This is a genomic window from Fervidicoccaceae archaeon, from assembly GCA_038878695.1.
Classification (GTDB): Archaea; Thermoproteota; Thermoprotei_A; order Sulfolobales; family Fervidicoccaceae; genus JAVZVD01.
On the sequence record JAVZVD010000001.1, the window covers coordinates 322,733 to 336,592 of the forward strand.

General features: G+C 53.7%; 20 protein-coding genes. 2 read left to right on the forward strand and 18 right to left on the reverse strand.

Annotated elements, in window-relative coordinates; all coding sequences use genetic code 11:
* Positions 1 to 325: 325 nt before the first annotated feature.
* The gene (locus QXU97_01840) at positions 326 to 595 is read right to left on the reverse strand and encodes a KEOPS complex subunit Pcc1 (protein ID MEM4035347.1); all 270 of its coding nucleotides are present in this window, start codon (positions 593 to 595) and stop codon (positions 326 to 328) included.
* 7 nt (positions 596 to 602) lie between these two features.
* Positions 603 to 1,205 (reverse strand): hypothetical protein, encoded by a 603-nt coding sequence (locus tag QXU97_01845; GenBank protein MEM4035348.1) that lies wholly within the window; start codon positions 1,203 to 1,205, stop codon positions 603 to 605.
* Between the two features lie 152 nt (positions 1,206 to 1,357).
* On the opposite strand from QXU97_01845, the gene QXU97_01850 reads away from it, so the two are divergent.
* The gene (locus QXU97_01850; GenBank protein ID MEM4035349.1) at positions 1,358 to 3,571 is read left to right on the forward strand and encodes an elongation factor EF-2; all 2,214 of its coding nucleotides are present in this window, start codon (positions 1,358 to 1,360) and stop codon (positions 3,569 to 3,571) included.
* Positions 3,572 to 3,611: 40 nt separating this feature from the next.
* Positions 3,612 to 4,715, forward strand: coding sequence for a M42 family metallopeptidase (locus QXU97_01855; protein MEM4035350.1), 1,104 nt, complete (start codon positions 3,612 to 3,614; stop codon positions 4,713 to 4,715).
* A gap of 6 nt (positions 4,716 to 4,721) precedes the next feature.
* On the opposite strand, the gene QXU97_01860 is transcribed toward QXU97_01855, so the two are convergent.
* The 16 genes from QXU97_01860 to QXU97_01935 form a co-directional block, all read right to left on the reverse strand.
* Positions 4,722 to 5,183, reverse strand: a complete 462-nt coding sequence (locus tag QXU97_01860; GenBank protein MEM4035351.1) for a hypothetical protein — start codon at positions 5,181 to 5,183, stop codon at positions 4,722 to 4,724.
* A gap of 12 nt (positions 5,184 to 5,195) precedes the next feature.
* A complete protein-coding gene (locus tag QXU97_01865) occupies positions 5,196 to 5,813 on the reverse strand; it encodes an adenylate kinase (protein ID MEM4035352.1) in 618 nt (205 codons plus the stop codon).
* A 70-nt stretch (positions 5,814 to 5,883) separates the two neighbouring features.
* Positions 5,884 to 7,272, reverse strand: coding sequence for a preprotein translocase subunit SecY (gene secY / locus QXU97_01870; GenBank protein ID MEM4035353.1), 1,389 nt, complete (start codon positions 7,270 to 7,272; stop codon positions 5,884 to 5,886).
* Positions 7,273 to 7,336: 64 nt separating this feature from the next.
* Complete coding sequence (locus QXU97_01875; GenBank protein ID MEM4035354.1) at positions 7,337 to 7,795, reverse strand: uL15 family ribosomal protein; 459 nt, start codon at positions 7,793 to 7,795, stop codon at positions 7,337 to 7,339.
* Between the two features lie 34 nt (positions 7,796 to 7,829).
* Positions 7,830 to 8,354, reverse strand: a complete 525-nt coding sequence (locus QXU97_01880) for a 50S ribosomal protein L30 (protein MEM4035355.1) — start codon at positions 8,352 to 8,354, stop codon at positions 7,830 to 7,832.
* Complete coding sequence (locus QXU97_01885) at positions 8,348 to 9,010, reverse strand: 30S ribosomal protein S5 (GenBank protein ID MEM4035356.1); 663 nt, start codon at positions 9,008 to 9,010, stop codon at positions 8,348 to 8,350. Before QXU97_01885 ends, QXU97_01880 begins: the two co-directional genes overlap by 7 nt.
* On the reverse strand, positions 9,007 to 9,645 hold the full coding sequence (locus tag QXU97_01890) for a 50S ribosomal protein L18 (GenBank protein ID MEM4035357.1): 639 nt from the start codon (positions 9,643 to 9,645) through the stop codon (positions 9,007 to 9,009). The genes QXU97_01885 and QXU97_01890 overlap by 4 nt, the downstream gene beginning before the upstream one ends.
* 17 nt (positions 9,646 to 9,662) lie before the next feature.
* On the reverse strand, positions 9,663 to 10,121 hold the full coding sequence (locus QXU97_01895) for a 50S ribosomal protein L19e (protein MEM4035358.1): 459 nt from the start codon (positions 10,119 to 10,121) through the stop codon (positions 9,663 to 9,665).
* Positions 10,118 to 10,528, reverse strand: a complete 411-nt coding sequence (locus QXU97_01900) for a 50S ribosomal protein L32e (protein ID MEM4035359.1) — start codon at positions 10,526 to 10,528, stop codon at positions 10,118 to 10,120. Before QXU97_01900 ends, QXU97_01895 begins: the two co-directional genes overlap by 4 nt.
* A complete protein-coding gene (locus tag QXU97_01905; GenBank protein MEM4035360.1) occupies positions 10,525 to 11,094 on the reverse strand; it encodes a 50S ribosomal protein L6 in 570 nt (189 codons plus the stop codon). Before QXU97_01905 ends, QXU97_01900 begins: the two co-directional genes overlap by 4 nt.
* Entirely contained in the window at positions 11,091 to 11,492 is a 402-nt protein-coding gene (locus tag QXU97_01910; GenBank protein MEM4035361.1) for a 30S ribosomal protein S8, read from the reverse strand. Before QXU97_01910 ends, QXU97_01905 begins: the two co-directional genes overlap by 4 nt.
* A gap of 15 nt (positions 11,493 to 11,507) precedes the next feature.
* The gene (locus tag QXU97_01915) at positions 11,508 to 11,672 is read right to left on the reverse strand and encodes a 30S ribosomal protein S14 (GenBank protein MEM4035362.1); all 165 of its coding nucleotides are present in this window, start codon (positions 11,670 to 11,672) and stop codon (positions 11,508 to 11,510) included.
* Positions 11,673 to 11,683: 11 nt separating this feature from the next.
* Complete coding sequence (locus QXU97_01920; GenBank protein MEM4035363.1) at positions 11,684 to 12,271, reverse strand: 50S ribosomal protein L5; 588 nt, start codon at positions 12,269 to 12,271, stop codon at positions 11,684 to 11,686.
* A gap of 17 nt (positions 12,272 to 12,288) precedes the next feature.
* The gene (locus QXU97_01925) at positions 12,289 to 13,032 is read right to left on the reverse strand and encodes a 30S ribosomal protein S4e (protein MEM4035364.1); all 744 of its coding nucleotides are present in this window, start codon (positions 13,030 to 13,032) and stop codon (positions 12,289 to 12,291) included.
* A gap of 2 nt (positions 13,033 to 13,034) precedes the next feature.
* The gene (gene rplX, locus QXU97_01930) at positions 13,035 to 13,421 is read right to left on the reverse strand and encodes a 50S ribosomal protein L24 (protein ID MEM4035365.1); all 387 of its coding nucleotides are present in this window, start codon (positions 13,419 to 13,421) and stop codon (positions 13,035 to 13,037) included.
* Between the two features lie 19 nt (positions 13,422 to 13,440).
* On the reverse strand, positions 13,441 to 13,851 hold the full coding sequence (locus tag QXU97_01935; protein ID MEM4035366.1) for a 50S ribosomal protein L14: 411 nt from the start codon (positions 13,849 to 13,851) through the stop codon (positions 13,441 to 13,443).
* Positions 13,852 to 13,860 lie beyond the last annotated feature (9 nt).

Consider the following 13,860-nt stretch of genomic DNA (forward strand, 5'->3'; position numbering starts at 1 on the left):
GCCTCTCCTCCTCTCTTCTAAATCTTTCTAATAACAAATCATTTGTTTCTTTCTTTTCTTTAAGAGACTCTATGAGTTTAGTTTTATTTTGTTCAAATAATACATTACCAATGAGTCTATAGACTTTAGAGTTCTCCTCGAGTTCGCTGAGAGCCTCTAATACTCGCTCTATCTCCTTGTTCTCGTTCTCGATGATTATTCTCTGATTGACTATCGCGATGTATCTCTCTTGAGCTCTATCGAGCTCTTGTGCAAGCTCTTGTATCTCGGGCGGAAGCTGCTCGGCCAGAGCTTCTCACCTAAGCAGCCTGAGGCGCTAGGCCAATTAATTATTCTCCTCCCTCTCTCGGCCGCGAGCTCCACCGCGACGACTTCTCTCGAGCGACTCGAGGGCGGCGTAGACCATATATATCACGGAGTTAAGGAGCGCTCTCAGCGAGCCGACGTCCTTCGCATAGATCTCGACGAGCAGCCTTGCTCCCTCGCGGTGCACTTCAACGGTCCCCCTCTTATCAGAGGGGGCGCTAAGCGACTCGGGCTTCAATGCTTTAAGTAGAGTCTCCGCCTCTCGCTCGTCGGAGAGTTCGAGCTCCAACTTCGCTTCAAATTCTCGCGTGAACTTCGCGCTCGACAAGCCTGGCTTCCCCGACCCTGAGCACGGGACCGATGCGTACTTCACGGTCGAGGAACGTTGTGAAATACACTTCGGTGCACTTCTCTATGTCACGTACGTGTATGTAAAGCACGCCCTGCTCTCGTCTACCAGTTTGAGGTCTCGCGTCGTAGACCTCGCCCAAAGCTAGCGCGGTTAATCTTGACCTCTCGTCATTGATAGGGGCTTCTATAACGAGCTCAGCCTTCTCGAGCGCCCCCACGCTCTTGAGACTTCCCCCCTCGCGTGAGAGCTTCACGCCAACGAGGAACAGGCTGTACCGATGGAAAGCGCCACTCAGCAGATCCGCGCCCACATTATAGATCCTTAGGAGGCTCGGGTTAGCCCTCTTCTCGTTCACCACACAGAGAATTGAGGCTCCGCTTGCCATGGCCGCTTCGAAGAGCTCCGGGAGAGTCCTCTTGCCTCGGTTCAAAAGGATCACGCGCCGAGAGAGCAGGGCGAGCTCTTTGGTCAGACTCCTCGTCCTCCTAGAGGGCTCTCGCGATGTGGTGATGATCGCTCTGACGTTGGGCACGCTCGCGAAACCCATCGAGTTCGCAAGTTCGCGAGGTCTCGGATATGCGTTGCGGGTGAGGAGAGATTGGGCCGGCCGCCCTCTCAACCTAATCGTTATAAATTCTCGAGGGGAGACCTCGTTGAGAAGCGGGGGAGTAGAACCGCAGACACGTCTCGGTGGCGGACATGCCCAAGTATAAGATGGTATCCGAGATAGCGAAGATGATGGGAAATCTGGAGCAGGTAAGGAACATAGGAATAATTGCTCACGTAGACCACGGAAAGACCACCACAACAGATTCTTTGTTAGCGGCGGCTGGCATAATCTCGTTCAAGGTAGCTGGCGAGGCTCTAGCCACGGACTATCTGGAGGTGGAACAGAAGAGAGGGATCACCGTCAAGGCCGCTAACATAAGCCTCTATCACGAGTACAAGGGCAGACCCTACATAATCAACCTCATCGACACGCCTGGTCACGTGGACTTTACCGGTAAAGTCACGAGGAGCCTCAGGGTACTCGACGGTTCGATAGTAGTGGTAGACGCAGTTGAGGGCGTTATGACGCAGACCGAGACGGTCCTAAGGCAATCACTCGAAGAGAGGGTACGCCCCTTACTATTTATTAACAAAGTAGACAGACTAATAAAAGAGCTAAAATATTCTTCTACTCAAATACAACATAGATTCGTTGAAATAATAAAAGAAGTCAATTCAATAATAAGCAATAATGCAGATCCGGAATTTCGCGATAAGTGGTTACTCGATCCGGCCAAGGGTATGGTAGCCTTTGGGTCGGCGAGAGACAAGTGGGGCCTCACTGTGCCCACCGCAGCTAGCAAGGGCCTCAAGATAAGTGATGTGGTAGATGCTTACTCGCGCGGCGGAGAGAACTCTGTGGAGGAGTTGGCCCAAACCGCTCCACTTTACGAAGCTTTGCTCGACATGGTGGTCAAGTTTGTGCCAAACCCGAGAGAGGCGCAGAAGTACAGGCTGCCCAAGATTTGGAAAGGCGACATGAACTCCGAGCTCGGCAAGGCAATGCTCGAAGCAGATCCCAACGGGCCCCCTGTCATGCTGGTCAACGACATACGTGTCGATAGACACGCTGGCATAGTGGCTACGGGCAGACTTTTTAGTGGGACCATCGAGGCTGGCACCGAGGTGTGGTTGGTCAACGCGCGCACCGCTCAGAGAGTGCTTCAGACGAGCATCTACATGGGTCCCGTCAGAGAGATTGTTGAGAGAGTCTCAGCTGGCAACATACTGGCGGTTCTAGGAGTCGATAGAGCTAAGGCGGGCGAGACTCTAGTGGACGTAAGGTACAAAGAGATAGCCTCGCCCTTCGAAAGGCTCAAGTACGTCAGCGAGCCCGTCGTCACGATAGCAGTGGAGCCTCTCTCCGCAAAAGACCTACCTAAAGTGGTCGACGCATTGCATAAGTTAACCATAGAGGACCCAAACCTGATTTTGAGGATCAACGAAGAGACGGGCGAATATCTGCTCTCAGGTATGGGACCGCTTCATCTCGAAATAGCCCTCACATTTCTCAAGGAGAATTACGATGTAGAAGTAAAGACCTCGCCCCCCATCATCGTGTATCGTGAAAGCATCAGAGCGGCAAGCCAAGTCTTCGAGGGTAAGAGTCCCAACAAGCATAACAAGTTCTATCTCAGCGTGGAGCCTCTGAACGAAGAGACCATAGCTCTTCTTCAAGAGGGAATGGTTACGGAAGACCAGGACGCTAGAGAGAGGGCCAAGATCTTGCGCGAGAAGGCGGGCTGGGAGACCGACGAGGCTAGAAGGATCTGGGCCATCGACGAGAACCTCAACATATTCGTTGATAGGACCGTCGGCGTGCAGTATCTACGCGAGGTCCACGACACCATAGTACAGGCTTTCAGGCTGGCGATGCGCAACGGCCCGCTGGCCATGGAGCCCATCCGAGGAGTCAAGGTGATCTTACATGACGCCATAATACATGAGGACCCAGCTCACAGAGGCCCCGCCCAGATATATCCGGCCGTGAGAAATGCGATCTTCGCCGGATTCCTCTCTGCCAAGCCGACCCTCTTAGAGCCACTCCAAAAGCTCGATATCAGAATGCCTCTACAATATATGAGCGCCGTGACGGCAGTCCTAACGAAGAAGCGGGGGAAGATTTACGACGTCACTCAGGTCGGAGATCTGACAAGGATAATCTGCGAGCTACCCGTCTCGGAGACCTTCGACTTAGCCACAGAGATACGGAGCGCGACGTCTGGTAGAGCCTTCTGGGGTATGGAATTCAGTCGATGGGCCCCAGTCCCGGAGTCGCTTCTGCCGGAGCTCATTAGGAAGATACGAGAGAGGAAGGGATTATCGCTAGAGCCCCCGAAGGTCCAGGACTTCCTATCACCTTGAGCTTCATCCTAAGCAATCTCTGCGTTGCAGGGGATGCCGGTTGAGTGGGACCTCGCTCGGGGAGCTCTTCGCGGATCTGAAGAGGCTATCCGAGATAGGAGGACCCAGCGGTTATGAGGATGAAGTAAGAGAAGCCATCGTAGAGCTTCTGAAGGATCACGCCGATGAGTTATACGTTGACGCGCTCGGAAACGTAGTAGCCATCAAAAGAGGAACCGGGAAGAGACGCCTCATGTTGGCAGCCCACATGGACGAGATCGGCTTAATGGTCAGACACATAGACGATAACGGCTTCATCTTCTTCTCTCCTATAGGAGGATGGAATGAGAGGATCCTGCCCGGCACTAGAGTTAAAGTGCGGACTCTCGATGGGAGGTGGATACCGGGTGTAGTAGGCTCCAAGCCCCCGCACCTCATGAAGGAGGAGGAGAGGAAGCAGGTCGTAGAAATTGAGAAGCTCTACATAGACGTCGGCGCGAGAAGCCGCAGTGACGCCGAGAGCCTGGGAATCGCGAAAGGCTCGATCGTTGTTGTGGACGCACCTGTCGAGAGACTCGCCGGCACGAGGGTCACAGGAAAGGCTTTCGACGATAGAGCTGGACTCGTCGTGCTCGCTCGCGTCTTCCGCGAGATCGAGCCGAGAGAGGTCGATGTAGTTGCGGTGGCCACGGTTCAGGAGGAGGTTGGCTTGAAAGGCGCCAGAACAAGCGCCTTTTGGGTGGAGCCTCACGTAGCGCTCGCTGTCGATGTCACGGCAGCTAACGACCTGCCAGGCGTGGAGCCTCAGGACGCAGTAGCGAAGCTCGGCCAAGGTCCAGCGATCAAGATAATGGATGGGCGAGCTGGCAGCGGCCTGATATCAAACCCTAAGCTGGTGGAGCTGCTAAGGAAGACGGCCAAGGAGCGCGGCATACCCCACCAGCCCGAGGTCCTCCCGGGAGGAACAACCGATGCTACTGCTATACAGCTCAATAGGGAAGGGGTGCCGGCCACCACCGTGAGCATACCAACTAGATACATTCACAGCCCTGTTGAGGTTCTAGATCTCGAGGATCTAGTCAATGCCATAGAACTTGTTAAAGCATTTTATGAAAATCTAACTATAGATTTGATAGATAGGATAAGAGGTTATAGAATTAAATAATTATTGTTAAGATTGTTCAACAATTCGTTGAGTCAGAGGGGACAAGACGAATAAGACAAAGATGTAGAGGAAAAGCGTCGGTATGTAGGGCCCGCCCTCGGCAATCCCTGTTAACATTGGAATGTGCACTGGCGAGCTCACCACAGGAGGCAAAAACATTATCGCTATTACGAAGCCGAGGACGTAGACGCCAGCCACGAGGAAAGCCCTCTTCATCGCTAGATTGAAGTGCCTCCTCCTAAGCAACGACAACTGACTCTGTAGCTTTCTGGCCTTCTTGTCGAGCTTCGGGAAGAGAGCCCTATCTCGCTTAGAGGGCATCTGACTCGAGAGAGCCTCGATCTCTTCCCTGAGCCTCCTCATTTCAGTTGGATTACCAAAATACCTCACGACGTAGCCCGTTAACAGCGAGCAGGAGGCTCCTAGCGTATACGAGCCGACCACTGCTACGAGATCTTCCGAGAGCAAGCCTCGCCACGCTCACAGAGAAGCCACGAGCTCGAGAATCTTAGCGGCCGCCTCCTCGGGCCTACCTTGGGGGTTCACTACTATGAAGACGCTCGAGGCAGTCAGGACGGCGCTGGACATGGCGGCAACTCTGGCCATGTGCATAAGCTCTCTCAATGCCTCGGGAGAGCTCCCTACATCTGAGCGACGGCGAGAAGCATCGCTCTCCCGCCTCGCAAGTATCTCCTCTGGGTCGGCTTCTATCAACACAATGCTATCGGGGTTCAGCGCACTCACAACGTGCTCGGGCAGACCCGGCCAATAGCCCGAGGAGGTCTTGACGACGCTATGCGTGTCAACCACTAATACGCCTCCCTGACCGAGCCTCTTTGCCGCGTCGCTCACTATTTCCCGCGCGGCAAGCTCCTGAAGATCGAGTTGGACTCTATGAGGAAGTCGCCTCATTTCGTCCCGACTCTCGACTAGGCCTCTCGCGACGGCTACTTTCAACATGTAATCGCCGAAGTTAGCCACAACAAGGTCTACGCCGCTCTCTTGAGCGAGCCTCTTGAGCTCGCTCAGGACGGTGGTCTTACCCACCCCCGGCACGCCCGTGACCACTACCGTCTTGAAGGGGTTCCTAGGAGGCAAGAACCTTCACCCGTCCCGCGGCATCTCGTGCATCGCTCTCAGAGGAGAGCGCGCATCGAGCCTTTAAGCCTCATTCCTCACCTAGGACTCTCCTGAGGAGCGGGTAGGCCTCTAGAGCTCTTTCTCTCGATATTATCGCGTAGTACTGATAGATTATCCCGATGCTTAATAGGATCCCAGTGCCGCTTCCATAGGCTCCGAATATGTCCGAGACCACGGCGATTAACACCACTATGGCGCTGCTAATCAATGTGAGCGGGTAGATGTACTTCGCGAGAAGCCTCTCCAAGGCCTTCGGGTTCCTCCTGATGCCCGGGATATCGAGGCCTCCCTTGATGATATTATCGGCCTGCGCTCTCGGGTTCAGCCCAGCTATCTCAACCCACATGTAGCCGAAGAGAATACCGAGAATCAACCACGAGAGAACGAAAATAGCTACTCTCAGAGGATCCTCGATGGCGTTGGCCAGCCCCCTCGGGGGGCTCATGTAGTGGACAAGCCAATCTAGGACCTTATAACCGAGGTTTCCGCTCCCGGCTACGGAGGCTAGAGCGTTCCTGAAGAGTTGGAAGTCTGCGACCACGATCCCCACGAGGAGAACAGGAATGTTAGTTACATATATGAAGCTCAGAGGTATTTTGCTTCTGATTCCTCGGAACCTCTGGCTAGTTATCGGTATCTCTACTCTTATTCCTTGCAGGTAAACTAGCACTATTATCGCAACGAGAGTAGCAGCGAAGCCTACTAAGTCGGGGAGCCCTCTTCTCAATACTACAGCATTGAAGTTGCCGCTCGATATCGATTGTATCAGGAAGGGGATGAAGCCGACGTGTTGACCGTAATAGGGAGTGTAGCCCAGGAGATCCCAGAACATTGTTTTGGCGACGCCAGCCAATATGAAGAGGCTGATGGCGCTTCCGATGCCCCAGCCCTTCTGCAGCATCTCGTCGAAGAGCACCACTAGGTATGTGGCAGCGGTCAATTGGAGAAGCACGGCAGCTCTAACGGCCCAGGATGCTTCCGAGCCCGTGATAGGGTTTCCCACGTAGGGCCAGTACCTGCTGGCCAGCACGTAGATCAGGGCTTCGAAGAACCCGAAGAATAGCGCCAGACTCTTTTGGGCAGCCGTGAACTTCCTCCTCTCATCTGGCACGGAGAGGTCGAGCTTAACGATCTTGGCCCCAACGAGTATCTGCAAAATCAGACCGGCCGTGACTATAGGCCCTACCCCTAACTCCATCAAGGTTCCCGCGTTCGACGCAAAGATTATATTGAACAAGTAGATCTGCGCCTGCCCGGTTCTCTCGACTCCGTAGAGAGGAATATCGCTCATGATTAAGTATAATATGAGGATGAGGCCCGTCAGGGCGAGCCTCCTGGTTAACGTGGGCCTCTTGGCAGGCCTCCTGACGCTGGGCAGAAAACTGGAAAGCTTCGAGAAGAACTCTATGAGAACCATCGCTCTTGCTCCCGGGCTGCTTTTTGCATCGCGTTACGTGCTTGATTTAGGGGACCCGATGCCTCTATCCGCTCCTCTCGCGTGTTAAAATGACTTCTCCGCCCGAGCTACGAATCTTCTCCACAGCTCTCTTGGTGGCGTTCGGCACCAGCACCTTGACTCTGACGCTCACGTCGCCGCTTCCCAACAGCTTCGTGTAGCCCGCTTTCGCTAGATCTAAAACAAGAAGCCCGTCTTCCTCGCGCACTGAACCGAGGTTTCTCAGCTCCTCGAGCTTTTCGACGAGCTCTCCGACGTTGATCGTTTTCGGCTCACTCGACAGCGGCTGAGGCCTCGTGAAGCCGTGCTTGCCGTACCAATCGGGAGCGTACTTGACCGTCCAGCTCCACTTATGCTTATGAAAACCGACAGCTCCGCGCCCTCCTCGCGAACCGCTTTTTCTGTGCTGTCCTATCCTCCCCCATCCCATGGTCCTAGTTCTGCCTCTGAGCTTCCTACTCTTCTTCCTCCTTCGGGCTACCATGCCCCCGACCCCTCTTCGCTACGATCTGAGGACACTACAGCATTCTCAATATGAGCTCGTTGATGCGGTTCCCCCGATAGCCTGTCTCACCGCCGGAACTTATCGGTTTTTTAATCGTCCTTTTGAATCCTCCGCGCGGAGGAGAGAGTCTGAAAACTGGCTTTACGTATGCTTCAAGCTTGTGGAGCTCTAGCTCGCTAGATAAGAGCTTATCCGCCAGCTCTTCGATGCCCGAGAGCCCGAGCCGACTCTTCACGTATTCGTCGGTGAGCCTCGCTCCGCCAGGAACCCTGCCGCGCCTTCTAAGAACCTCGATTAGAACCTCTCTGTTGATTTCTCCCCATGTTATCCAACTAGACGCCACTCTGAGCATGCCTTCGAGACCAGGCTTGTCGGCGGGGAATATGACCATTGAGTATCTCCTTGTCAATCTGAGATGTCGCAGAGCCCTCTCCACCTCCGGTCTAACGTTTACACTTCCTCGGATCCTCACTATAGCCAGTAGCGCTTTCTCAGCGCTCGCAGGTCTCGTCTTCTCCACCTCCACTAGAATCACCACGCTCTCCAGTCCTCGACCGTCACCAGAGCATACGTCCTTCTGAGCGCATCGTAAACCGCTCTAGCGAAGTTGTACGTGGTCCTCGTGTTACCGAGCGTTTTGGACCACACGTCCAAGATGCCGGCCAACCTTAGGACGACTTTGCCCGCGTCCCCGATCACTAAGCCCGTGCCGCGCGGAGCCGGATAGAGAGTGACGCGAACACTTCCGCACTTACCTATTACCCTAAAGGGGAGGCTATGGGGTCTACCGCAGGTGCATTCCCAGCTACCGCAACCTCTCCTCACCGGTATGATATTCAGCTTGGCATCGACTATTGCCTTCTCTATGGCGTCGCGAAGTTGCTTGGCCTTGCCGCTTCCCACGCCGACCAGGCCGCCCTCATCGCCTACTACTACCGTCACACGAAACCTCGACACCTCGCCGGCGTCTGTCTGTCTTTGGACTATCTTGATATCGATAACTTCGTTCTTCAGGTTAGGCACGAGATAATCTATTATCTCTGGTTCCAGTATCGGTAAATTCATTTCAAATAATTCTTGAATAGTTGTAATTCTCCCCTCTTTAACTAATCTACCAACTTTAGTCCTAGGCACCCACTCTTCTCGAGAGAATTCCGCGCGCCTCTCAAGGACGTCGCCACTCAAGAGATTCACCTCGCTGCCTCTGCGCTCGCGGCTTGAGCCTTGGCGGCCGCGGCCCCCTCTTCCTCGGCTATCCTTCTCAGTGTCTCATCGAAGTGCTTCGGGTAATCTTTTGGATGAAAGCCGCGGGCCAGCAGCAACGAGAACCTGACTTTCAAAGCCTCGGGGTTCTCGCGCTCGAGGAGCTCGGCGTAAGCTGCTACGTGCTCCCCTCTTATTCTCTCCGGACTCGGGAGGACCTGCTCTGAGGCTGGCACGCTTAATCCTGCGTCGCGAGACCCCTTTATCACGGCGAACACTCTTGCGCCGGGCACAGGCCTGTGTAACCCTATGTCGGGGACGGCTTCTTTCACGCCACAGCGAAGGGCCCTCAGCCCAACGAGGTATCCAACTAAGTAGGCGGCGGGCGTAGATGAGGTACTCCCCTTCCAGCCGAATTTTTTGACGAGTTCTATACTGTGAGCGGCTACGAGCACCTCATCTCCTTGAGGCTTACTTTTAACTATTTTCGCTTCGATATATTTATTGCTTCTTCTTATTACTAATCTCGGTTTCCCAGATAAGATAATGATGTACCTCTTTCTATAGTTCGTCTTACCCTCTCTCCTTCTCCTCCTGGGCACCTTATATTTGGGGCCTTTAGCCATTAGAAGATCTCACCTCATCATTTCCTAGAGACTTCTTTCTCGAGAGAAAGTCTCAGAGCGGCTAAGCTAGAGAACTTCCCGCCTTTGACAAGCATGTAATACTTTCTATATGTTTTTCTATCTATGTGACCTTTATCTCTCAAATATTTCAAATATTTTCTCATTTTCCTAGCTCTCATGATCCAAGCTCTCTTCTCGTCGCTCCTGGCTGTGGCTTTGCCTTTACGCTTGCCGGGCCCTCTGCTTCTGCCCTCTCTTCTCCTTTCTCTATTCTCTCTCGCTCTTCCCCGACTGTTCGACTTCTCAGGCTCAACGCGAATTAAACCTCTCTCGAGGAGCCTCCTTACGTCGTCTCGCGTGATGGCTCCCTCTAATGCTTCGCGGTCATCGTCTGACTCGATCTTCACCTTAATCCTCGAAATACCTACTCCCAAGATCTCGGCAGCTAACCTCTTCTGTAGCGTGTAGTCGGTCAAGACACTCCCCTCTCATTCGCTATCCTGAAGCCTCTCTCCTTGAGTACCCTCTCGAGCTCGACCCTCTTCCTCAAGCCGACCGTTGACGATATGTAGATTACATGCTTATCGGGGCTCAGGCTCTCCGCATCTTTAAGGTTTGCGATGACAACGGGGATGAGCCCGGAAGGGTGAAGACCACGGATCAGCCTAGCGCTCCTATATCCTTCTTTTACTATAGGCGGATAGCCTTTCAACTGCAGCCTCATCTTATTGTCGTTACCCTTCGGCTTCCTCCACGAGTCCCTTCGCTCGAACTTCTTTAATGAGTTGTGGAGTCTCCTCTTGAACTCAGGAGTTCTTCTCCTCAGCCTTTTTAGCAGTCTTTTTAGTGTGCGCCGCGTCTTGGCTCGCTCTGAGAGGCTCAACTCGCGAATCCCCTCTCGTACAGATATATCCCGTCCATGAAGACTCTCCTATCTTTGTCCCGGATTTTACAGGCAGACTCAATGTTAGCGGCCGTCTGCCCAACCCTCTCAACATCGATGCCCTCTAAGATCAGGTCTTGCCCATCTACCCACACCCGCACTCCTTCCTCCACCCTAGCCCTACGCGGCGCCTTCTCACCGAGGAAGTTCTTTATCAGAACCTCGTCTTTCGCGACTTCAATTAATATAGGGAAGTGCGTGCTGATTATCTTCATCTTATATCTGAAGCCTCTAGTAACTCCCAAGATCATGTTTTTTATGTGAGCGGCAACGGAGCCAACCAAAGCCTTCTCCTTTCGTCCAGCAAAGTGCGTCTCGACGATTATCTTATCCTCGTTGAGTGTGATAGAGACTTTGCGAGCGTGACTGAAGTCGCGCGTGAGCACTCCCTTGGGTCCCCGGACGGTGACCCTTTTGCCTTGCACTTCTACGTAAACTCCGCTGGGAATGTCTATTGCGCGGCTCTCTCGGAGGCTCCGCATAACATACAACACCTCGCGCGTCAATAAACGTAGGCCACGAGCACTCCGCCCGTCCTTCTCTCGAGGGCCTCTCTGTGACTCATAATGCCTGAGGGGGTCGAGAGGACCAGGAGGCCCATATCCCTAGCAGGTAGATACCTCCTTAGCCACTGGGGCATCTCGACCAATTCGGCGAGCTTAACACTGTGCCTCGGCTTCACTGCTCCGGCTTTGTTTATTCTCCCGAGCAGTTGGACTTTAACTTTGCCTTGCCTCCCGTCGTCAATGTACTCGATTTCGCCAATGTAACCTGCTCGCTGCAACGTTCTCAGAACCTCTATGAGCAACCTCGAGGCGGGATAGACTACGACCTCTCTCTTCGCCCTGGCCTCGGCGTTCGTTATAGCGGTCAACGCGTTAGCGAGCGTATCAATGGCTACCAAACACTCTCACCCGCGCTACATGTATTTCCTAAAGCCCATCTCGAAGGCTACTTCCCTGAAGCACTGCCTGCACAAGTAGATGCCGTATCTACGAATTACGCTGTCGTGAGAACCGCACCTCCTACACTTAACGGCTCCGCGCCCGTAGATCCTGGGCTTGGGAGGTCTGATTTTACCCATGGACTCTCATCTCATGGGACTATTTTCACTCCGAGTTCCTCGGCGAGAAGCGCAGCCGCCTCCTCTCTGGAGACTCTATGCCTCTTGGGGATTCTGGTACGCCTTCTTCTCCGCCTAGCCACTCTATAGCCGGCTCTCTCCACTGTGATGCACACATCCATACCGAACATCCCCACGTTCGGATCGTAGACTGCGCCGGGGATGCTGACGTACTCGGCTATGCCAAAGCTCACGTTGCCGTGCTCGTCGAAGCTCGAGAACTTTAATCTATTGCCTACGGCACTGAGGGCCTTTTTGAGAAAGCTCAGAGCCTTCTCTCCTCTGAGTGTTACGGCTGCGGCTATGGGCTCCCCGCGTTTTATTCCAAACTCGCGTATAGTTCTCTTAGCTCTTCTGAGCTTCGGCTCTTGGCCTGTCAACTTCTTAAGCATCTCGGCGACTTTGAGAAGCCTCTCGCCACTCTCGCCTAGACACACGTTCACAGTGACTTTGGCTATCCTAGGTCTGAGCATTGGATTGCGTCGCCACCTCTCTCTGACCCTTGCTAGGACTTCCTCGAAGCTAACCATCGCGGATCCGGACTTCAGCTCTGGCGTCAACAAGGGATCCCACCACCTCACAGCGTCACTAGAGGCCTCTCTCTCCCGACGACCAGAACGTAGTCTATGAGAGACCTCAGGGTGGTGTTCTTGTCGTCAACTAGGGTGACTTCTCCTCCCTTCCTCTTCTCGAGGCGTCTTATTTCGGCTATCCTACCGTGCTTACCTACGTTTCTACCAGCCATGATCAATCCGTAGTTGTTTACCTGGAGCGGAATGTAGTCCACGATCTCCTGCGAGGGCAATTTGATCACTAACGTCCCTCTAGTCTCGTAGACGTCCTCCACGGGCTTTCTAGGATCCGAGACGCGAATTAGGACGTTTCTACCGTCCATTAGGTGCAGCTGGATGTGTCCTCCCTTCACGGTGGTCTTGTCGACTATCTTGAGGGGTTTTATTGACGCCTCGTCTTCTCCCACCTCTACTATTTTCAAGAACTTGGTAGGATCGGGGATCACTCTGTAGAATCTGTGCTCGGGCACCACTTGGATCACATCCATCGGACCAACGGGGAATTTGTAATCTTTCCTGGCAACTCCATCGACTCGGATAAGACCGCTCGAGATAATTCTCCTGGCCTCCCTAGCTGAAGTAGCATAACCCAGGAGGTCTCTCACCACTAATAACAGAGGGATCGATGAGTTAGCGGAGTGAGGACCGGGCGACGGTTTGACGGTCCAGGGCCTCTCCTTCACGGGGATAGGCCAAAAGCTCGGAGCCGCATATGGCTTCAGATGTCTGGTTCCGCCCATCCTGGCCATAGTTACTCGACCTCGCCTGCTCTCTTGCCCAGCCTCTCGACGAGTTTTCTTCGAGCCTTGTCAGATAGTTCGAGCTTAATTATTTCGACTTTGCTCGGGTGGATCGGAACCATGATGGGGGTCCCATCGCTCCTCTCTCTAGTCACCCCCTCGACGTATATCCGCAAGTCCTCTAAATCGACCCTAGCTACTCTGCCCTCTCTCCCAATGAAGGATCCTCGCACTATCCTCACGATGTCTCCCACTCGGACCGGGATCCTCTTTATTCCGTACTTCTCGCGCAGCTCCTTAGAGAGAGGGGCCACCATGAGCTTGCGCCTTCGGTGAAGTGGCGCCTCGTAAAGAGCTTTGCGTTGCTTTCTAGGTTGTGATGACTTCGTGAAAGACAAGTTCTATCACCGCGACAGCTTAGATTATCAGAGTAGCCAGAGCGGCTATCTTAGGCCATCTCTCTGCCGCCTCCTTCGCCACGGGCCCGCGTATCTCCGTTCCCTTGGGCGTTCCCTCGGGCGTCATTATCACTACGGCGTTTTCTTCAAACCTCACCCACGTGCCATCCTTCCGCCTGAAAGGTCTCTTCTGTCTCACAACCACTGCTGGGAAGATCTGCTTCCTCATCTCCGGGATGCCTTTCTTGACGCTAACGATGACCAAATCGCCTACCCCAGCGCTGGGCACCCTTCTAAGTCTTCCCTTGTAGCCCGGAACGCCGATCACCATGACCTCGTGTGCTCCGCTATTATCGGCAACCTTGACTCTGCTTCCCACTTGTAGCCCGACCGCGACTCTCGTCCTCTGATAAGAGAGTTTTTTTGGCATTTGAAACCA